18 protein-coding genes, 1 tRNA gene and 2 rRNA genes (1 of these 21 only partly in view) are annotated in these 21,370 nt (G+C 40.2%); 5 read left to right on the top strand and 16 right to left on the bottom strand.

Translation table 11 applies throughout. The features are described from left to right. Positions 1-372 precede the first annotated feature (372 nt). Positions 373-2,556 (top strand): AAA family ATPase, encoded by a 2,184-nt coding sequence (locus tag SporoP8_RS07155; RefSeq protein ID WP_198166088.1) that lies wholly within the window; start codon positions 373-375, stop codon positions 2,554-2,556. Positions 2,557-2,836: 280 nt separating this feature from the next. Here the strand turns inward: SporoP8_RS07155 and SporoP8_RS07160 are convergent, their stop codons facing one another. The 3 genes from SporoP8_RS07160 to SporoP8_RS07170 form a co-directional block, all read right to left on the bottom strand. After that, entirely contained in the window at positions 2,837-4,210 is a 1,374-nt protein-coding gene (locus SporoP8_RS07160; RefSeq protein WP_232319231.1) for a DUF927 domain-containing protein, read from the bottom strand. A 51-nt stretch (positions 4,211-4,261) separates the two neighbouring features. Next, positions 4,262-4,477, bottom strand: coding sequence for a hypothetical protein (locus SporoP8_RS07165; protein WP_085131882.1), 216 nt, complete (start codon positions 4,475-4,477; stop codon positions 4,262-4,264). A 168-nt stretch (positions 4,478-4,645) separates the two neighbouring features. Next, positions 4,646-4,948, bottom strand: coding sequence for a helix-turn-helix domain-containing protein (locus tag SporoP8_RS07170; RefSeq protein ID WP_085131883.1), 303 nt, complete (start codon positions 4,946-4,948; stop codon positions 4,646-4,648). A 196-nt stretch (positions 4,949-5,144) separates the two neighbouring features. Between SporoP8_RS07170 and SporoP8_RS07175 the strand changes: the two genes are divergently transcribed. Together SporoP8_RS07175 and SporoP8_RS07180 are read left to right on the top strand one after the other, a co-directional pair. Then, positions 5,145-6,092: a helix-turn-helix domain-containing protein gene (locus SporoP8_RS07175; RefSeq protein WP_085131884.1), complete on the top strand. Its 948-nt coding sequence runs from the start codon at positions 5,145-5,147 to the stop codon at positions 6,090-6,092. A gap of 16 nt (positions 6,093-6,108) precedes the next feature. Further along, on the top strand, positions 6,109-7,269 hold the full coding sequence (locus SporoP8_RS07180) for a site-specific integrase (RefSeq protein ID WP_085131885.1): 1,161 nt from the start codon (positions 6,109-6,111) through the stop codon (positions 7,267-7,269). A 103-nt stretch (positions 7,270-7,372) separates the two neighbouring features. Here SporoP8_RS07180 and groL read toward each other — a convergent pair whose 3' ends face one another. Continuing rightward, positions 7,373-9,010, bottom strand: coding sequence for a chaperonin GroEL (groL, locus tag SporoP8_RS07185; protein WP_085131886.1), 1,638 nt, complete (start codon positions 9,008-9,010; stop codon positions 7,373-7,375). A 57-nt stretch (positions 9,011-9,067) separates the two neighbouring features. Next, on the bottom strand, positions 9,068-9,352 hold the full coding sequence (gene groES, locus SporoP8_RS07190; RefSeq protein ID WP_085131887.1) for a co-chaperone GroES: 285 nt from the start codon (positions 9,350-9,352) through the stop codon (positions 9,068-9,070). Between the two features lie 195 nt (positions 9,353-9,547). Here groES and SporoP8_RS07195 point away from each other — a divergent pair, with 195 nt between their 5' ends. After that, positions 9,548-10,279 carry a CPBP family intramembrane glutamic endopeptidase gene (locus SporoP8_RS07195; protein ID WP_198166089.1) on the top strand — a complete coding sequence of 244 codons (732 nt, stop codon included), beginning with the start codon at positions 9,548-9,550 and terminating at the stop codon, positions 10,277-10,279. 361 nt (positions 10,280-10,640) lie between these two features. Here SporoP8_RS07195 and dacB read toward each other — a convergent pair whose 3' ends face one another. The 4 genes from dacB to SporoP8_RS07215 all read right to left on the bottom strand — a co-directional run bounded on the left by dacB (position 10,641) and on the right by SporoP8_RS07215 (position 13,994). After that, a complete protein-coding gene (dacB, locus tag SporoP8_RS07200; RefSeq protein ID WP_085131888.1) occupies positions 10,641-12,131 on the bottom strand; it encodes a D-alanyl-D-alanine carboxypeptidase/D-alanyl-D-alanine endopeptidase in 1,491 nt (496 codons plus the stop codon). A gap of 139 nt (positions 12,132-12,270) precedes the next feature. After that, positions 12,271-13,074: a twin-arginine translocase subunit TatC gene (gene tatC / locus SporoP8_RS07205; protein WP_085131889.1), complete on the bottom strand. Its 804-nt coding sequence runs from the start codon at positions 13,072-13,074 to the stop codon at positions 12,271-12,273. Between the two features lie 17 nt (positions 13,075-13,091). Continuing rightward, positions 13,092-13,283, bottom strand: coding sequence for a twin-arginine translocase TatA/TatE family subunit (locus SporoP8_RS07210; RefSeq protein ID WP_085131890.1), 192 nt, complete (start codon positions 13,281-13,283; stop codon positions 13,092-13,094). 63 nt (positions 13,284-13,346) lie between these two features. After that, positions 13,347-13,994 carry a redox-sensing transcriptional repressor Rex gene (locus SporoP8_RS07215; RefSeq protein ID WP_085131891.1) on the bottom strand — a complete coding sequence of 216 codons (648 nt, stop codon included), beginning with the start codon at positions 13,992-13,994 and terminating at the stop codon, positions 13,347-13,349. Positions 13,995-14,147: 153 nt separating this feature from the next. Between SporoP8_RS07215 and SporoP8_RS07220 the strand changes: the two genes are divergently transcribed. Next, positions 14,148-16,073, top strand: coding sequence for an ABC-F family ATP-binding cassette domain-containing protein (locus tag SporoP8_RS07220; protein ID WP_085131892.1), 1,926 nt, complete (start codon positions 14,148-14,150; stop codon positions 16,071-16,073). Between the two features lie 640 nt (positions 16,074-16,713). Here the strand turns inward: SporoP8_RS07220 and tsaD are convergent. The 7 genes from tsaD to SporoP8_RS07255 all read right to left on the bottom strand — a co-directional run. Then, complete coding sequence (tsaD, locus tag SporoP8_RS07225; protein ID WP_085131893.1) at positions 16,714-17,733, bottom strand: tRNA (adenosine(37)-N6)-threonylcarbamoyltransferase complex transferase subunit TsaD; 1,020 nt, start codon at positions 17,731-17,733, stop codon at positions 16,714-16,716. Then, positions 17,733-18,182: a ribosomal protein S18-alanine N-acetyltransferase gene (gene rimI / locus SporoP8_RS07230; protein ID WP_085131894.1), complete on the bottom strand. Its 450-nt coding sequence runs from the start codon at positions 18,180-18,182 to the stop codon at positions 17,733-17,735. The genes tsaD and rimI overlap by 1 nt, the downstream gene beginning before the upstream one ends. Continuing rightward, complete coding sequence (gene tsaB, locus SporoP8_RS07235; RefSeq protein WP_085131895.1) at positions 18,175-18,876, bottom strand: tRNA (adenosine(37)-N6)-threonylcarbamoyltransferase complex dimerization subunit type 1 TsaB; 702 nt, start codon at positions 18,874-18,876, stop codon at positions 18,175-18,177. The genes rimI and tsaB overlap by 8 nt, the downstream gene beginning before the upstream one ends. Continuing rightward, complete coding sequence (tsaE, locus tag SporoP8_RS07240; RefSeq protein ID WP_332308456.1) at positions 18,873-19,322, bottom strand: tRNA (adenosine(37)-N6)-threonylcarbamoyltransferase complex ATPase subunit type 1 TsaE; 450 nt, start codon at positions 19,320-19,322, stop codon at positions 18,873-18,875. Before tsaE ends, tsaB begins: the two co-directional genes overlap by 4 nt. Before the next feature lie 144 nt (positions 19,323-19,466). Next, positions 19,467-19,542 (bottom strand) — tRNA-Asp (locus SporoP8_RS07245). A gap of 25 nt (positions 19,543-19,567) precedes the next feature. Continuing rightward, a 5S ribosomal RNA gene (gene rrf / locus SporoP8_RS07250) occupies positions 19,568-19,683 on the bottom strand. 74 nt (positions 19,684-19,757) lie between these two features. Further along, positions 19,758-21,370: ribosomal RNA gene (locus tag SporoP8_RS07255) — 23S ribosomal RNA — on the bottom strand (it continues 1,316 nt past the right edge of the window).

Here is a 21,370-nt window from a genome sequence, read left to right on the forward strand (position 1 = left end):
CCTATTGGATAGTGTCAAACCATCACTATCTGTATCTTCCAAATAATTCTAACGACGTTTTGCTGGATATTCAAGTCTATACGGGCCCTTACATCCTCTTTAAATCAAATTATACTTGAACATATTTTTAGGATTTATGAAATTACAGACTACCACTCGATTCCTCAAGCTAGATTGAATATATACATCACTAGTGACTTTATTATTTTTTACAGTCAAAATACTATGTATTTTTATTTCTAGAAGCGTAAATTATACTAAAAATCGCTTAGTTTTTAGTAAAAAAAGATTATTGTGTTTAAATTTTCAGATGTTTCTAGTACAATAGAAACAGTTAATAGGTATCATAGAAAATATTTCAGGAGGATGTATATGCTCAATACTTTAGTTTTCACAAAAATAAAAAAAGAAGATATTTTCTCTGAGACTTTAGAAACCTTTGACAAAAATAATGAAATCATATTCTCTAATGATGGAATTGCGGTGATTTATGGACCAAATGGTACTGGGAAAACTAGCCTTGCAAAAGTTCTGAACAGAGATGAATCATCTAGTTTTGAAGTCCAATTTGAGGACCTTGAATTTACTGAACAAAACTCAAATTTATTTCATGTTATCAATGATCAAAATAGTCGAAATTTAATCGAAGGAGATACAGAAGAGTTTTTGCTAGGGGATGATATAAAAAAAGAATACGATCTACAAAGATATTTGGAAAGTGAATATAATAAAATTTTCACAATTTCATTAGCTGACCGCTTAAAGAAAGAATTTAATATAGCCAAAAAATCTAGTGAGTTAATTAAACGTGTTACAAACCCAAATATTAAAAGATATATTGAAGATCTTGCAAACAATAAGTCAAAAGGTTTGGGAATTTGTAGAGATGAGTTTCTAAACTGTATCACATCTTTAAATATTCAAGATGTTCCTGAATACGATGATAAGAATTTTACATTTTTAAAAATGGACTATGAATCTAAAAATTCAATATTAATGAAAGTAATGCAATTAAGTAATCTACATAAAAACGAAAATGTTAGAGCAGTCGAAGAACATGATGAAGCTATAAGAGTATTAAATAAGTTTAGTTATATGAATGAATGTATAGTGTGTGACAATACTGAGATAGACACTCACATTTTAATCAGTAGAAAAGAAGCAAATAAAGGAAAGATTTATGAGGAACTGGATGATGAAACAAAAAGAATTCTAGAGGAGATTATCCAAACGTTAAAAGGGGATGATCCTTTTTGTATAGAATCGATTTTATTGAATGCAATAAAAATGGGTGATAAAACACCATTAGAAACTTTGAAAGAAGAAATTGAGTATTATTTCTTGATATTTAATATTGAATTAAACAATCTATTTGCTTCGTGCTTAGAAGACAGTAATATAATAGACAAAAGTGCTGAATACAAATTATTATTAATGACTAAACCTGAATTAAGTGATGAAGATATTTTATTTATCGAAAGAATGGTTAATGAAAATATTGAGAAAAATATTGCACTTAAACGAGATGAAAATGATAACTTGAAATTACTTTTAGGTGATAAAGAATTCCTGAATCAAGATAGAAATAATTTGCATTTAAGTAACGGAGAACAAAACTTTATTTCATTATCTTTCGAATTATTAAAAGCCAAAAATTCCGACAAGAAAATCATTGTTTTGGATGATCCCATTTCCAGCTTTGACTCCATTTTCAAGAATAAAATCACTTTCGCAATAATCAAGTTCTTGGAAGGTAAAAGGCAAATTATACTTACTCATAATACCGAGTTAATCAAGTTGTTGGAACATCAAAAACAAAACTGTTTTAACTTATATTTATTTAATAATACTTTAAACGAGGAAAATGGGTTTATAACTGTAAATAAAAAAGAACAGGAAATACTCTTGTACCTCGACAAGCTGTTAGATTTGTTCAGGAGTGAAATATTTAAGGAAATAGAAAATGAGAAATACTTCTTGATTTCAATGATTCCTTTTATGAGAGGTTATGCTCAAATTACAAGCCAAAAAAGCGAAAAAGATAAATTGACAATGCTAATGCACGGTTATCAGGATGAGAGAGTTAACATCACTGATATATATAATGAATTATTTGGTACCCATGAAAAGATAACAAATTCGTATGAAGTTTCAGCACAAGACATAATAGGTTTACAGTTAGAAAATATCGGAATATTAAAAGCCGAATCTCAATACCCTCTGCTCAATAAAACACTTAAGCACACCTTAGTTTATTTATACTTACGATTGAATGTTGAAAACACGTTGGTAAACACATTTAGCATAAATACGAAAACATTTGATATTTTAGGTAAAATTATTTTCAAATCCTTTTCTAATAATACCCCAGAGGACAAAGAGAATCGAATTTTTTTGGCTTCGAAGAAAACTTTATTAAATGAATTTAATCATTTCGAAGGTAATATGAATATATTTCAACCAGCAATAGACATTTCTGATACTGCGCTGAAGAAAGAAAGTGAAAGTATAATAAATTTCTTATCTGAATTGAATATTTTGGCAAGTTCAAACTAAATAGCGATCTTAAACAAAGATTTATGTACAATATTCATATTTCATATCGTCCTCACACGATAAAGTACACTGTGCGACATTGTAAGTTTGTAATTTTGTGTTTTTTAGATTTCAAACCAACTAAACCAAAGAAAATGAGAATTACAAGTTATATTCCCTTGTAATTCTCTTGCTATTATTGTTCTAAAGATTGTTATATTTGTATTGTCTCTCTCTTCTATCTACTGTAGATTTCTTAAATTACAAAATGACACAAATACACACTGATACCATGTTGAGTTTAATAACTGTTCCTAGAAAAATTAAAGCCTTGTTCATCTAAAAACTCTCTCATTATATGAACTACACGGAATGACTGTCCTTTATGTGTAATTGATAGATAATCTACCTCTTTACCATTATTCTTTTGCAACACTGTGAAATGCTGATTTCGCCATGCTTCACGTATCTGCTTAGCATCAGCTAGTAGCTTTTTCTTCAGATAATCAATAGTAATGAACAAGCCATTCGCATTGATAATAGCGTGTATACCGTTTGTTGGTTCAAACTCACTATAGATATGGTTCCGGTTGGCATCTAATTCTTCTAGTATTTCAATCAGCTCGTTTTTCGCTCTATCGACGTGACTGTTTTCAGAGCAAATCATTAAGAATAATTCTCCAAAGTCATCTATGAGTATCCTCATTCCCTCTTCTTTGAATAACTCATTTAGAACTTCTGCAACAAAAACCACGAAAGCAAAGTGCAAAGCGATCCTACGCATTACATTATTGTTTGTAGCAGATGATTGATAAGACTGTTCAAGTTCATTTAAACGTCCTTTGAATCGCTCTGAGTGCTGTTGCCAACGCTGTAGGAACTCCATTCCGATACTTCCGTAATAACGTTCTACATTTTGGTTCAGTGCACTGAAATACTCAGCACTTTTATTTGCAAACTTGAAGTTGGTGATTGGGATTACTCTTGCTGCACTACCTTGTGAGTTGGTGTACTCCAAAATGTTGTTTTCACCGGTCGTGATAAACACCGATTGCCAAGAGCTCGTCCCCCTGCTTCCCTCTAAGCTACCTCTCATCTTTCCAGTACCGTTGCCGAACATATAAATCATCTGTTGAAGTGCTCTTGGATCTTGCGCTGTATTCGTATCATCAAGGATTAAAGGAAAGGCATTTAAGAATGCAGCCATTCGTTCAATTGCTATCTTCGTGGTTAGCATAGAACTGATATATCCACTCGGCTTTCCACAAACACTCGCACAAGCCTTCTGAACGGTTGTTTTACCACTAGAAGATATTCCAGATATATCTACAAGAATTGGTGTTAAACCATGCTCTTTGAAGAGAATAGAAGCAAATGACGATACTACAGGAAACAATGCTTTTGGATTATCGTATAAGGGCTCCAAAACATTCTCTATCCATTCTCGTGATGTTCCTTTGTTTTGAATTGCATTCAGTCGTTGCATCTCCCCCTCATCTGGTGGAACAATTCTAAAGTTAGACTCTAACATAGGATGAACAAAGTGGTTTCCTACATATCCTAGATGACTTACAACAAGGGATCGCTTTAATCTATTTTTTTCTAGAAACAGATCAAAATACTCAATTAGGTAACGAGCGTTCCGATCATTACTACTCAGCCCCTTATTAGCCAAAACGATAACTTCTCTCTTTGTCGCTAAGGCAGTTGCCGGAACGACTTCATCTTAAACCTTTCCTTCATTGAACCATTTCAATTCATATTGAACATTATTCTTTTCAAAGTCATCAAAGCATTTAGTAATGTACGGTACTTGCCTGCTCACATATTCTTCTAGTCCACTCTTTTCATTTACCTTGTAGAGCTTATTCTCTTTAGTAAAGAAAGGGCTTGGAATCTCAAGCCCTTCTACTTCTTCTATAAATGCCTTATAAGTAGTCAATTACATTGCCTCCCCATGAAGTGAGACGTTGCCAATGCTAATTGATTGTTATAAACTTGTGTTAGGACAATATTCATTTTGAATCTCCTTTCAATGTGAATGGTGTAGAAGTCTTCTGATGTTCCAGCATCGGGAGACTTTTTTGTATTTTATAGTTTTCCACTTTTCTCAATCCTTCTTTTTATACTTTAGAATGTCGCCACCACTATCTCTGACGGCATAATAAAATTTGTCCATAAACAAATCAATTTCTTTCTTGTAAAAGAGCCATTTCGCACCCAATCGAAGACTAGGAAACTCTTCATCATAAAGCAAATGCTCTACAATACTATTCCATGACATATTCAAGTAGGCGCATAACTGCTTGGAATTCATGAGTAACGCTTCAGCTTCTATCTCAGCTAATCGTTCATCCACTTTTTCAAGATACAACTCTTTCAATAGTTCCTGATCAATCTCAACATTTATCATAAATTTCATCCTCTCCTAATTGCTAACCTATGAAATTAATAAGTTTGCAGTTGTGAACATATTTGTGAATAATCATATTCTATAGTATCAAACATTTAAATTCAACTAATTCCGCAAAAATGTTTGCAGTTGTGAATATCATTAGAAATATGATAGAATTGTTTTATAAAAATAAACGATAAAGGTGCTGTTTTTTATGAGCGATGTTAGTTCCTTTGGTAAGGAGCTTAGGAAAGTCCGGAAGTTGAAAGGTCAAACGATTAATGAGTTAAGTTTAAATTCTGGCGTTTCCTCATCCTACATTTCCCAGATAGAAAACGGTAAAAGAGATACTCCTCAACCTGATTTAATTAAAAAGCTCGCCAACGGTCTATCTATTGATTATTATTCTCTAATGCGTATTGCAGGTTATATGAAAAATGAAGAATTGGATATGGTAACACTAGATGTTATAGTTCCTGAAATTCCTTTTAAAATCAAAGAAGAATATCTAGGAATTGAATCTAAAAAGTCATCTAGGCCATCCAGTCACCTATCAAATGCTGAAGATTCTACTAACCCTTCATTTGATTTAATGCCAGACATAGAAATACCTCAAACTTCCGAAATGAAGGAGATGATTGATGACAGTTTTAAAGAACGCTTATGTAAATCAGGTACTGCTGGAGATTTTTTAAAAGTATTACGGATTTTTCGGGGTATTGAACCACAAAAGATGGCAGAGTTATTAAGTTATGATGTTAAAACTTATTTGGTTATAGAAGAAACATTGCGACGAGATTCTTATTATCTCCATGAAAACAGAAAAAAAATCGGATCAATATTAAGTGTCGGTGATTTCAGTCACTGGTACGACTTCGTCATTAAGCAATATAAGTTATTCAGACATTTCAATCTTTCGGAAAATGATATTCATTATGAAACGGTTTGTTTCGAAGTGCCTACAATTCAAAAGAAAACCGGTAAAAATGGTATTGATTACTATGAAACCTATTCTCCAGAAGAATTAAAGAGAAATTTTTATAATCTGGATTATCTCTTGAAACAAAATAATAGTGATGTGCTATACAAAAGCAAGATACTAACAGTTAAAGAAATTAAAAAAGTTATTACTATGCTTGATGTATTGCTTGAAGATGATTGAAAGGAGGTGAAAATTAATGGCGCACATTCATAGACGGGGGGATAAATGGAGTTATGTGGTGAATATAGCCAAAGATCCGGTTACAAAAAAAAGAAAGCAAATCACTAAATCTGGGTTCAGGACAAAAAAAGAAGCCCAACTCGCTGCGTATAAAATTGAATCTGAAATTGCAGATGGATCTAATTTAACTCCATCTAAAATTACGTTCGAACAATTTGCTAATGAATGGCTAACGTATTATAAAAAGCGAGTAAAGATTAGCAGTGTACGGGCTCGTACAGCACCTCTAAATTTGCTCGTATCAACTTGGGGTACTATGCCTATAGCCGAGATTACAAAGAGTATGTATCAGTCTCGTATCGATGAACTAAACGAAGTATATAGTTTTAGTTATATTGATAGTATCCATACAACTGGAAATATGATTTTTAAGCATGCTATCCGTCAAGACTTATTACAATTCACACCTACATCTGGATTTGTGAAACCTAAAAGCAACTTATCAGTAGATGATATTGAAGACTTGAAAATACTTGATAAATTTTTAGAGTTAAACGAACTTGAGTTATTTCTTGATGTAGCAAAAAAAGACGGACTATATCTGGATTATCTAATGTTTGTAACGTTAGCTTATACTGGTATGCGGATTGGTGAATTATTAGTATTGAAATGGTCGGATATAAACTTTGATAGGAATACAATCAGTATTACCAAAACACTTTACAATCCTAGTAATAAGCGTTTTGAGTATGAGCTTTTGACTCCTAAAACTAAGAAGTCCATACGTACGATTTTGATTGATCCATCATTGATGTCTTTATTAAAAAAACATCAATCTGAACAATTAGAAATGCAAATGAATCATCGAACGTTATTCAAAGACCAAAACTTCATTTTCGCAGAAGAGACCGGATATCCTAGGTACTTTAGAAAGGTCGGTGATCGTCTAAAGAGATTCATGAAAAAAACAAACGTAGCTAAACATATTACTCCACATGGTTTTAGACATACGCATACATCTTTATTGATTGAAGCAGGAGCTGATATTAAAGGTATTCAAGAACGTTTGGGGCATGGTGACATCAATACAACGATGAATATTTACGCTCACATGACTAAAAACGTCGAAGAAAAGACCTCCCATAAGTTTAGTGAACTCACGAAAGGTCTTCTCTAATAGACAATCAAATATTAATTAAAAAGTGAAAGTTAGCAAAAAGTTAGCATTTGAGTAATCAATACAACTTAAACCCTTGATGTACAAGGCTTTAAAGTTCCTCTTACATCATGCCGCCCATTCCACCCATACCGCCCATATCAGGCATTCCACCGCCGCCTGCTGGTTCTGGTAGGTCTGCAACAACAGCTTCAGTAGTCAAGAACATTGCCGCTACAGATGCTGCATTTTGTAGTGCGGAACGAGTTACTTTCGTTGGATCTACGATACCTGCTTCTACCATGTTTACCCATGTGCCTTCTGCTGCGTTAAAGCCAATGCCGACTTCTTCGCGCTTCAAGCGGTCTACTACGATAGAACCTTCAAGGCCCGCGTTCGTTGCGATTTGACGTACTGGTTCTTCAAGTGCACGAAGTACAATCTTAATACCAGTAGATACATCGCCTTCAGTATCTTCAAGTAATGCTTCTACTTGCTTGTAGACGTTAACTAGTGCAGTACCTCCACCAGATACAATTCCTTCTTCTACTGCTGCACGTGTGGAGTTCAATGCGTCTTCAATACGAAGTTTGCGCTCTTTCAACTCTGTTTCAGTTGCAGCTCCGACTTTGATAACCGCTACACCGCCAGCTAGTTTTGCTAGACGTTCTTGCAATTTCTCTTTGTCGAATTCAGATGTTGTTTCTTCCAACTGTGAACGAATTTGGCCAACGCGTGATTCGATAGAACCTGCGTCACCGCTACCTTCTACAATTGTTGTATTGTCTTTTGTTACTACGATTTTCGCAGCTCGTCCTAATGAAGTAAGGTCAGCAGATTTCAGATCAAGTCCTAGATCTTCTGTGATCACTTGACCGCCAGTTAGGATAGCGATGTCTTCAAGCATAGCTTTACGGCGATCGCCAAAGCCTGGTGCTTTAACTGCTACTGCGTTGAATGTACCGCGAAGTTTATTGACAACTAGTGTAGCTAGAGCTTCACCTTCAACGTCTTCTGCGATAATCAACAATGGTTTACCTTGCTGAACAACTTGCTCAAGCACAGGAAGAATTTCTTGGATGTTGTTGATTTTCTTATCTGTAATCAAGACATATGGATTATCAAGTACTGCTTCCATTTTGTCTGTGTCTGTTGCCATATAAGCAGATGCGTAGCCACGGTCGAATTGCATACCTTCTACTACATCAAGTTCTGTAATGAAGCCTTTAGATTCTTCGATTGTGATGACACCATCGTTACCTACGCGCTCCATCGCTTGTGAAATCAACTCGCCGACTTCTTCGTCTCCAGAAGAGATAGCCGCAACTTGTGCGATTTCTTGTCTGCTTTCAATTTCATCGGAAACGCTCTGAAGGCCTTCTACTGCTGCGATTACCGCTTTTTCGATACCTTTACGGATACCGACCGGGTTTGCGCCAGCTGTTACGTTTTTCAATCCTTCACGAATCATCGCTTGTGCAAGAACAGTTGCTGTTGTTGTTCCGTCACCTGCGATGTCATTCGTCTTGGATGCAACTTCAGCTACAAGCTTTGCGCCCATGTTTTCGAATGCATTTTCAAGCTCGATTTCTTTTGCGATCGTTACACCATCATTTGTGATAAGTGGTGAACCAAATTTGCGTTCAAGTACGACGTTACGACCTTTTGGTCCAAGTGTTACTTTTACAGCGTCTGCTAGTGTATCTACACCGCGGAGCATTGCGGAACGTGCATCTTCGTTAAATTTAAGTTCTTTAGCCATTGTATTTGATACCCTCCAGAGTTTTCTATTTTTCTACTACTTTAACTTTTAAATTAATTATCCAATAATTGCAAGAATGTCGCTTTCACGAAGGATTAAGTATTCAGTACCTTCATACTTCACTTCAGTGCCTGCGTATTTTGAGAAGATGATGCGGTCGCCTTCAGTTACTTCTAGTTCGACGCGCTGTCCGTTCTCAAGAACACGGCCTGTACCAGCAGCAATAACTTTTCCTTCTTGTGGCTTTTCTTTCGCAGAGTCCGGTAGAACAATGCCGCTTGATGTTTTTTCTTCTGCTTCGATTAATTCGATAATGATACGGTCACCTAGTGGTTTCAACAAATGAAACAACCTCCTCGAGATAATGTGTAGTTTTTAATTTTCTTAGCACTCACTTATGTCGAGTGCTAACACAACTCTTATATTAAAGAATTTCACACATAATTGCAAGTAAAAGCGTTCGACATTTTCTTCTTTTGCAAAACGTCTTTTTTCGCGTTAAACTAGTCAACATGTATGAAAGAAAGGTTGTGCACCGTGAAAAACTGGGTTGTTGCTCTAATGATTTTCATGTCGTATGTGTTGCTGCAGATTGCCAGCATTTTTCTTGCCCCTGAATTAATTGTGTACTTTACCGGCAAAGGCTTGTCTAAAGTAGAAGCTGTGTCTCAAGGTTTCGCCTGGACGTTATTTATCACGCAAGGTATCGCAGCACTCATAATCGCCGCGTTCTTGTTACGAAATAAAAAGTTCTTACCTGTATTTAAAGGAAAGCCTTCTGGATTCGGAAGCGTTCTTCTATGGGGAGTACTCGGTTTCTTCCTTGCTATGGCTGGACAGATTGTAGGCGCCGCGATTGAGTCCGTGTTCGGTGTGACCGCTGGTTCCGAGAACACAGAGTTATTGTCGAATATCTCAAAAACCGCTCCTATTATCATTTTTGCCATGGTGTTGTTTGCACCGTTCCTTGAAGAAGTTGTGTTCCGTCGGATTATCTTCGGTGGCTTGTACACAAAGACGAACTTCTGGGTCGCTGCGATTGTCAGCGCCATCGTATTTGCAGCTGTGCACGGTGAGTTGCAACACTTGCTGATGTACTTAATGCCAGGTCTCGCGTTCGCCTTTGTCTATTACAAGACCAAGCGTCTGCTGACCCCGATGATTGCCCATTTCCTCATGAACAGTTTCGTCACTGTCGTGCAATGGAATGCGGATAAACTGCAACAATTACAAGATATGCAGCAGAGTATCGTATTATTCCTGCAATAGAAAAAATCTCCCCGTGAATGGGGAGATTTTTTTAATGTGGATATATATAAAGTTAAATTGGGCTTGGGGATTGGAGTTCCAGCAGGGGACTCTTTCCTGAGGGCGTGGCCCCTGCTTCCACTCCAATCCCTACAAGGAGATTATGATAACGTCATTATATAATTCGTGTAACTTCACTTTCACTTACTATAATTAGAAATGAAAACTAGTTGATCGTAAGTGGAAGGCGGCGACTCTGGGAGGATCAGCTCGACAGGTGAGACAACTAAAGGAACGAAGTGACTAGTTGGCTCACCGCGAGCCCTCCAAACGCGTCCGCCTGGAACGTCGATCAACGGTGCCTTACCCACTCTCAAAGTCTTTACTGCGCAGCCATTACCTGTACCATCTTATCAATATCCGGCTTCGCTGTTCCTTTCACGTTCTCTGTCAGGATACTGAAGATCAGCTCTTGACCGCTCTTCGTCTTCACATAGCCCGACAACGAATCCGTACCGTTGAGCGAACCAGTCTTCGCCTGCACTTTGCCTCTGACAATAGGACTCGTCAAACGGTTGCGCAACGTTCCACCTAGCATACGGTCGTTCACGCCTGCGATTGGCAACGACCGCTCAAATGCCGGATACCATTCTTTAGACTGGGCTGCATACAACACTTCCGCAATCTTCTCGGAAGGAATTTTATTCTTATGCGACATACCTGAACCATCTTCTAAATAAATACCTTTTGTGCTAATGCTGTTTTTTTCTAACGTTTCCCTCACCACACGCAAGCCGGCATTCCAGCTTCCTTCATTATATACCGCGCGGCCCATGGACTTTGCCAAGATTTCTGCGTGAGAGTTGTTGCTGTACTTCATGAACGGCATCATTAAATAGTACAACGACATCGATTCTTTCTTTGCTAGTAACTCTGCACTCGCAGGTGTTTTTCCACGTGTTACACGAGCAGTTGGTTGAAGCTTGATACCTTCTTTAGCCAGTGCGCGTTTGAAGACATCTGCTGTATAGGCTGTCGGATTAGATACCGTTACCCATTGACGCTTGCCGTTTGAGTTGAGTGGTACGTTTCCTGAAACAATAATCGTGTTCGTACCTTGCTGACGTTTCATCGTCACTGTGTTGCGCTGGTTTTTTGGTACAGTACGTGTGCGGTTGACGACTTTTACGATATCCGTGTGAGGAGTCAATGTGACAGCTCCCGCTTTCCCGTTTCGTGTCGGCTTCGCTTCAACGATTGTCGTACCTGCATCATAGTCTTTATTTGGCGAGATCGTCAGTGCTGAAACTTGTGCTGCGTAATAATACGTTTCGTCTGACTTATGAATACCCGGTGATAGACGTTGTGTATCAAACCATGTATCGTCCGCCACGATATGTCCAGTTACGGAACGGATACCTGATTCACGCATTTGTCGGGCCATACGCAATAAGTCAGATTCAAGTAATGTCGGATCGCCTGTCCCACGCAAATACAGATGACCGTCGAGAATGCCATTTTTCACTGTACCATTCGTTAGAACATCTGTATCGAATGTATAATCTTTTCCTAACACTTCAAGGGCTGATGTACTTGTTAGAACTTTGACGTTTGAAGCGGGTGTGACACCTTGATTGCCACGATATTGATAGACAATGCGATTAGTATCCGCTTCACGTACAATGACACTGCTTCGTGTACCACGCATACGTTGACTTGACATAACTTGATTAATTCCTATTTCTAATCCTTTATACGACTGCTGAGCCGCAGCTGCTTGACCTTCTATAATAGGAGTCGTAACACTCGCCATAAGCAACATTGCACCTAGTAGCCACTTGCTCCATCTAGTTGGAGTCTTTTTTCTATTCACTTGTATTCATTTCCCCCTACTCATTCTATTCTTAGATAGTTTACCACAGGGACATTGGTAAATGAACCCATATTCGGTCGTTGCAACGTAAACTAAAAAGATCCTCTCGCATTAGCAAGAGGATCTGAATTGAATTGATTTAATTATCATCCGGTTTATTCATCACTTCATCAATTTGACGCTGTTGTTCTGCTTTCACTTCTTCCATCTGGCGTAGACGTTCAGATTTCTCGAACTTCCGATAGCCTAGACGTGAAATCACGATACTGATCTCATATAAGATGAATAGCGGAACCGAGGTGAATAAATGCGATACGATATCCGGTGGTGTAATGAACGCCGCAATAACGAACAAGACGAAATACGCGACTTTCCGTATTTTGACGAGCACTTTAGGTTGCAACACGCCGAGACGCGATAAAAATAAAATGACGATCGGTAATTGAAAGACAAAACCGAACGGCAATAATAGTGAGAATAAAAAAGAGAAATACTCATTAATACCGATTGTCTGCTCAATGTTTAATTGACCTGACAGGTTAATCATGAATTTCATGACATACGGCAACAATATAAAATAAGAGAAACTAATTCCCGCTAAAAACAGGAGAAAAGCAAACGGGATATACGATAGCGTGACACGCCGTTCCAAGTCACGAAGGCCCGGTGAAATAAAGGCCCAAAATTGATACATGATAACCGGTGAAATAATAACAATCGCAAGAAACACAATGACCTTCAAATAGATCACAACTGGATCCACGACGTTAAATGCATTCAATGTGACTTGTTCAGCCGGTGTATCGAACTGTATAAAATTAATCAACGGCTTCGCTAAAAAGAAACTACCGATTGCCCCAACAATAAAGAAAACGACGATTACCATCAGCCGTTTTCGAACTTCATCTATATGTTCAATGATTGTTAAGTCTTTATCTGCCATTAGAATAACACCCTAACTCAGCGCACTTCTTCTTTCTTGTCTTCAACCTTTTTTACGTCATCCTCGTCTTCTGTAAGGCCTTTTGTTGCGTTTTTAAACTCACGCAATGAAGAACCGAATGCTTTACCGATTTCAGGTAATTTCTTAGGACCAAATATAAGCAATGCAATCACAGCGATAATCAGTAAACTTCCGATACCTGGAGCCATGTTGGCCACCTCCTCATAATATGTCTATTCTACATGAAAACCTATAATTTTACTATCGTGGTGTCACGTAATTTGTGAATCTTTTACGTCCGTTTTGATAAGATAAATCAGTGTTTGCAACTCAACGGACAAGTCGATGGTCTGAATACGGATTGTATCTGGTACCGCCAGCCGTTCTGGAGTAAAGTTCAATATCCCTTTCACAGACGTTGTAGCGAGACGATCCGTCAATTCTTGTGCAACACGTGATGGCACGGTCAAAATAACCATTTCAATACCTAGTTCATTAATTTTCTCTTCAATACGATCAGGTGGATAAATCAGAATTTCGTTCTTTAATTCACCTTCATGCGGTGCTTTCGGATCGAATGCCACGACAATTTTCGTATTGTGGATCTTTTGAAAATTGTATTTCAAAAAAGCGTTGCCGAGACTACCTACTCCGATCAATGCCACTTTGGTTTCTTCATCTTGATCAAGTGTTTCGCGGAAGAATTGCAATAACGAATCAACGTCATAGCCGTATCCTTTACGTCCAAGCGCCCCAAAATGCGAGAAATCCCTGCGAATGGTTGCTGCATCAATCTTCATTGCTTCACTTAATTCGCCTGATGAAATGCGTTGTACACCCTTATCTGCATAATTTCGTAAAAATCTATAATATAAAGGCAACCGTTTTGATGTTGCCTGCGGAATTCTAGGTTTACTCACAGCTGTGCCCTACCTCCATTGTCACTTCAATGACCAACCCCTGAACAAGGGTATAGCCGCTTTTATCGTACAGCACAACGAGTTCATTGTAAAGCCGATTATTGCATGGGACGCCCCATTCCATTAAACTAATAAGGAATAGAGGTGTGGGGCTTGATTATTTTACAAGTAAATGGACTGACCAAGTCTTTTTCCGGCACGGATCTACTAGAGAACGTCCGTCTCGAAGTACAGCATCGAGACCGCGTCGCACTGGTCGGACGAAATGGTGCTGGAAAATCAACATTATTGAAAATTATTGCAGGTGAAATATCCGCGGATGAAGGAGATATCATCATTCCTAAAGATGTACGTATGGGCTATCTCGAGCAGCACAGCGGACTAGATTCGGAATTAACGATTTGGGATGAAGTGATGACGGTATTTGCGCCACTTCGTAAAAAGGAAAGTCGTCTGCGCGCTCTAGAGCATGAAATGTCGAATCCTGCGGTGTATGAAGATGCGGATCGCTATGCTCGCATCATGACGGAATACGATGAACTGCAAATTGAATTTAAGGAGGCAGGCGGCTATCAGTTTGAAGCTGATGCCCGTTCTGTGCTTCACGGCATGCGGTTTTACCCAGATGATTTCGACAAGCCCGTGCACTTACTATCAGGCGGTCAAAAGACTCGTTTAGCGCTTGCGAGGATGCTTTTGAGTAAGCCAGATTTGTTGATACTCGATGAACCGACGAATCACTTGGATATTGAAACATTGAATTGGCTCGAACGGTATTTGTCAGGCTATGAAGGTGCGATTCTAATCGTTTCACATGATCGATACTTCCTCGATAAAGTAGTTACTACTGTATATGAAGTATCTCGACGGAAAGTCACAAGGTACAGCGGTAATTACAGCTCATACTTAGATGAGAAAGCGAAGAACTATGAACGCGATCAGAAGTTGTTCATTCAAGAAAAGGATGAACGTGCCAAGCTGGAGGAATTCATTCAGAAGAATATTGCGCGTGCGTCCACTTCCAAAATGGCCAAGAGTCGACGGAAACAACTAGAGCGTAGGGACTGGATGGAATCTCCTGATGGCGACGAGAAATCTGCGAACTTCTCCTTCTCGATTGACCGACCAAGCGGTAACGATGTACTGTCGCTAGACGATGTCAAAATTGGCTATGGTGAAGAACCTGTATCAAAGAATATTAATCTGCGTATTTATAAAGGTGATCGCGTAGCATTTGTCGGACCGAACGGTGTCGGCAAATCCACGTTGCTTAAAACTATAGTAAAGCGTAACGAATTGATGGGCGGAGAAATTCGCTACGGCACCCATGTCCAATTTGGTTACTATGATCAAAATCAGGCAACACTTATTGGTTCCGGCACCGTCTTGCAGGAAATATGGGACGACTGGCCACTAATGAATGAGAAAGATGTCCGCTCACTACTCGGACGCTTCCTGTTCACAGGTGACGATATAGAAAAGCGCGTCTCTTCCCTGTCAGGTGGAGAAAAAGCGCGTCTTTCATTGGCACAATTAATGCTCGAGAAATCCAATACTTTGATATTGGACGAGCCAACGAATCATTTAGATCTCGATAGCAAAGAGATATTAGAAAATGCACTGGATGATTTCCCCGGAACGATTTTGTTTGTATCTCATGACCGATACTTTATCAATCGACTTGCAACCAAAGTTATCGAAATGAGTGACGATGGAGCAGTGGAATACCTGGGTGATTACGATTACTTCGTCGAGAAAAAAACTGAGACGGAAGAGATATTAGCGGCAACACAACTCGAACAACGAGCAAAACAACCTACCGTCAAGAAAGAAGTGACGAATAAAGAAAACCAACGCCATGAACGACGGCTTAAGAGATCCATTGCAGACTTAGAGAATAAACTCGAAGCCTTCGACGAAGAAATTGAATCTTTGCAAGCAAAACTACTAGAACCCGAACTAGCGAACGATCACATCGCACTAATGGATATCCAACGTCAAATCGATGAAATCCAGACTGCCCATGACGAACAATCCGAAGAGTGGTTGTTACTTCAAGATGAGTTAGAGAACTTGTAAAGACGTCTGGAACTTGAAATTGTCTAAAACGAAATGAGCATTGAGAACTGAATGGTTCTTGATGCTTTTTTTGTCTATAGAGTCTTGGTTATGAGCGGGTACGCGGTTTTATTGAGCGTATGCGGGAGAGGTATGAGCGGGTATGTTATCTCATAGGGCGGATGCCTAGAAACTATGAGCGTTTGCAGCATCACATAAAGCGCACATCACATTCTATAGGGCAATCAAGAAACTTTATGAACACTTGTATATAAACACCATGCTTCAACTATCTTTGCCGAACAACTAGACGACAAATTGCGACAAGAACCCCTCCGTTCCTCCTATCATTCGTCATTTTCATACTTTCATTAAAAAATGGTAGCTAAAATACACTTTATTTCTCCACAATCTTCTCCACAGAATAAATCCCCATTTGAACACATATGAACATAGTTATCCACGTTATCCACAATTATATGTTTATTAGTCCACATAGTTATCCATTATGTATCCGTTTACCATTCACAGGTTACAAATGTTACTAACAATCTATCCACAAACTGTGCATAAGTACGAACGTTCCCTCTTGACAAACGAATATTCGTCTAACAAAAAAACACACAATTTGCTGAAAGTTAGCAAATTGTGTGCATCTTCATTAATTCCATGATTTTAATGACATTCCAGGTCGACCATTCATACTAGAATCACTTCGAACACCACTTTTCCACATCTCATAGCCAGCCGCGGCAATCATCGCCGCATTATCTGTGCACAATGAAATAGGTGGAACATAAAAAGGAATTCCTTCTTTTTCAAGTGCAGCAGTCAATGAGTTTCGCAGTCCTTGATTGGCAGCTACACCACCTGCTGCAATCACTTGCTTCACATCATATTCTTTTGCCGCTTTCACTGTCTTGACTGTCAGTACGTCGACAACACTTTGTTGAAAGCCCGCCGCAACATGATCATGATTGATCTTTCCGCCTTTTTGCTCGATATTATGCTTATAATTGATAACTGCAGATTTCAGTCCACTAAAACTGAAATCATACGAATCTTTTTCAAGCCAAGCGCGTGGGAAGTCAATACTTTCATCACTCGCTAGCGCCAACCGATCTACTTGTGGACCTCCTGGATAAGGCAAACCAAGTACACGAGCTACTTTATCATAGGCTTCGCCCGCAGCATCATCACGCGTTTCACCGATCAATTCGAATGAACCATGTGATTTCATGACGACAAGCTCGGTATGACCCCCTGAGACGATGAGCGCCAGCAAAGGAAACTCCATCTCATGAATCAATTGGTTGGCATAGACATGGCCTGCAATATGATGCACACCAATCAATGGTAACTGATTCGCAAATGCAAAAGCCTTCGCTGCATTGATACCGATCAACAGGGCTCCTACTAATCCAGGCCCTTCTGTCACAGTGACCGCTTCCAAATCACTTGGTACAAGCTTGGCTTCATTCAATGCTTCCTCAATTACCAGTGTAATTTGTTCCACATGTAGACGCGAAGCTATTTCGGGAACGACACCCCCGAATTGCTTTTGTTGCTGAATTTGTGACGAAACAATAGATGAAATAATTTCCGTACCATTTTTCACTATAGAAGCTGCTGTTTCATCACAGCTTGTTTCAATACCTAAAATATAATGATCTTTATCCATTAGAATTCCACCCACATGACGAGTCCATCTTCATGGTCGTCTGTATAATAGTTTTTCCTGATACCGCCTTCTTGAAAACCTAACTTACGATACAACATCCGTGCTGGCTCATTACTCACACGCACTTCAAGCGTCATGGACTTCACTTCATTCAAGCGGCACAACTCCATTGCTTGGCGCATCAGATCCTCTCCATAGCCTTTACCTCGGTAAGCCGAAAGTACGGCCACATTGGTAATATGACATTCATCGAGAACAATCCACATACCGCAATGCCCAATCACTTCACCGTCTAAATCCGCTACAATATAATGCGCATATTCATTTCCTGTTAATTCATGCTCGAAAATCTCTTCTGTCCAAGGCGTCGCAAACGATTCGAGTTCTATTCCCGCAACCGCTGGAATATCCTCATACGTCATCTTTCGGAATAGCACTTCATTACTCATGGGAAGACTCCTTCTTCACCAAATTAGCTTCTGCCTCAGTAATCCGCTTATACTGTGGCGTAAACGTATGGACCGTTTCGGGTTGGTTCTCACTTTGCGCTAGTAAGATAGCAGAAGATGCACGTGGCACATTTAATGCAAATGAAGCAATATATGCTTGCTCTCCAAGATGCTCACGAATAATTGATTCATACAATTTCACATCTTCTCCAACAAATAAAACCGTCTCTTCATACTCTTTTAACTTCTCCAACAGCTCTGCAAGTGCACAGTGCTGATCTTCTAACACATTGACCAATTCAGTCCCCTTCGCTCGATAGACACCTGTGTAAACGTTAGATCTTCTAGCATCCATTATGGAACAGATCAGACCGTTGAACAGTTGTCCATTCACCGCTAAAGCCTTTAGACTCGATACACCATAAAGAGGCTTATCAAGCGTCCAAGCTAGCGTCTTCGCAATTGTCACGCCAATCCGAACGCCTGTATACGAACCAGGGCCCTCAGAAACAGCAATAGCGTCTATTTCCGAAGGAGTAATACTAGCTTTACGACACGCCTCTTCCACTGCTGGCATCGCACATAGCGAATGATTAATCTTCATCATGCTTGACTCTTCGATAAGTAATACATCATCTTTAACGATTGCTACAGATAAAGGTGAATTTGCTGTATCTATACCTAACCATATCATGTAAAAATCTCCTCACAAATACGTGTAAATCGTTCACCTTTTGGCGTACATTCAACTCTACGGGAATCGGGCCCCGTATGATGGATGACCAATTCTAATCGATGTTCAGGCAACTCTTCTTCAATAAATTGTGCCCATTCCACCACAGAAATCGCATCTCCATAAAACAGTTCGTCCCAACCTAAGTCTTCCTCGCTATTGGCTAACCGATATACATCCAAATGATTGAAAGGGTAATCCCCTTCATACTGCTTGATAATCGTAAAAGTAGGACTACTGACCGTCCGTGTGACGCCCATTGCTTTTGCAAGCGCTTTTGTGAATGTTGTCTTACCAGCTCCGAGATCGCCCTCAAGTGTCAGAACATCAGGAGGTCTTAGATAGCTACCAATCTTGGCAGCTAAATTCTCCATCTCTACAACAGACTTAATTTCTTTCTTCCACACAGCCAACTCACCCTTCTCTTCCTATTATAGTACTAGTGTACAGAAAAACCTTGCAAAACAAAAGCTAAGAAGACAACCTTGTTTATTTACAATAAAAAAACGATTGCACCCATTAAGGTGAAATCGTTTTGGAATGTTAGAATATGGCGGTCCCGACGGGAATCGAACCCGCGATCTCCTGCGTGACAGGCAGGCATGTTAACCGCTACACCACGGGACCACTGAAAAGAAGCAAAAAAAATAAAGCCTAGCAACGTCCTACTCTCACAGGGGGAAACCCCCAACTACCATCGGCGCTGAAGAGCTTAACTTCCGTGTTCGGTATGGGAACGGGTGTGACCTCTTCGCCATCGTTACTAGACTCTTTGAGTAAAGCTTGTTCACTCAAAACTGAATAAAAGACATTGGTGTAGTTCAAGTAACTACTTTTTAATATAGGTTAAGTCCTCGATCGATTAGTATCTGTCAGCTACATACGTCGCCGTACTTACACCCCAGACCTATCCACCTCATCATCTTTGAGGGATCTTACTTACTTGCGTAATGGGAAATCTCATCTTGAAGGGGGCTTCATGCTTAGATGCTTTCAGCATTTATCCCGTCCATACATAGCTACCCAGCGATGCCTTTGGCAAGACAACTGGTACACCAGCGGTATGTCCATCCCGGTCCTCTCGTACTAAGGACAGCTCTCCTCAAATTTCCTGCGCCCGCGACGGATAGGGACCGAACTGTCTCACGACGTTCTGAACCCAGCTCGCGTGCCGCTTTAATGGGCGAACAGCCCAACCCTTGGGACCGACTACAGCCCCAGGATGCGACGAGCCGACATCGAGGTGCCAAACCTCCCCGTCGATGTGGACTCTTGGGGGAGATAAGCCTGTTATCCCCGGGGTAGCTTTTATCCGTTGAGCGATGGCCCTTCCATGCGGAACCACCGGATCACTAAGTCCGTCTTTCGACCCTGCTCGACTTGTAGGTCTCGCAGTCAAGCTTCCTTATGCCTTTGCACTCTGCGAATGATGTCCAACCATTCTGAGGAAACCTTTGAGCGCCTCCGTTACTCTTTAGGAGGCGACCGCCCCAGTCAAACTGTCCACCTGACACTGTCTCCTGCCCGGATCACGGGCAAGGGTTAGAAGTCCAATACAGCCAGGGTAGTATCCCACCAATGCCTCCTCCGAAGCTAGCGCTCCGGAATCCAAGGCTCCTACCTATCCTGTACAGGCTGCACCGGAATTCAATATCAGGCTACAGTAAAGCTCCACGGGGTCTTTCCGTCCTGTCGCGGGTAATGCGCATCTTCACGCATATTATAATTTCACCGAGTCTCTCGTTGAGACAGTGCCCAGATCGTTACGCCTTTCGTGCGGGTCGGAACTTACCCGACAAGGAATTTCGCTACCTTAGGACCGTTATAGTTACGGCCGCCGTTTACTGGGGCTTCAATTCAGAGCTTCGCTTGCGCTAACCCCTCCTCTTAACCTTCCAGCACCGGGCAGGCGTCAGCCCCTATACGTCATCTTACGATTTTGCAGAGACCTGTGTTTTTGCTAAACAGTCGCCTGGGCCTATTCACTGCGGCTCTCTCGGGCTATTCACCCTACCAGAGCACCCCTTCTCCCGAAGTTACGGGGTCATTTTGCCGAGTTCCTTAACGAGAGTTCTCTCGATCACCTTAGGATTCTCTCCTCGCCTACCTGTGTCGGTTTGCGGTACAGGCACCTCCCGCCTCGCTAGAGGCTTTTCTTGGCAGTGTGAAATCAGGGACTCTGGAGATTAATCTCCTCGCCATCACAGCCTAGTGTTATATGAGAACGGGATTTGCCTCGTTCTCCACCTCACTGCTTAGACACACAACCAACTGTGTGCTCACCCTATCCTACTGCGTCCCCCCATTACTCAAACGGCGGGGAGGTGGTACAGGAATATCAACCTGTTGTCCATCGTCTACGCCTATCGGCCTCGACTTAGGTCCTGACTAACCCTGAGCGGACGAGCCTTCCTCAGGAAACCTTGGGCATTCGGTGGAAGGGATTCTCACCCTT

The organism is Sporosarcina ureae (genome assembly GCF_002101375.1).
GTDB classification, from domain to species: Bacteria; Bacillota; Bacilli; order Bacillales_A; family Planococcaceae; genus Sporosarcina; species Sporosarcina ureae_B.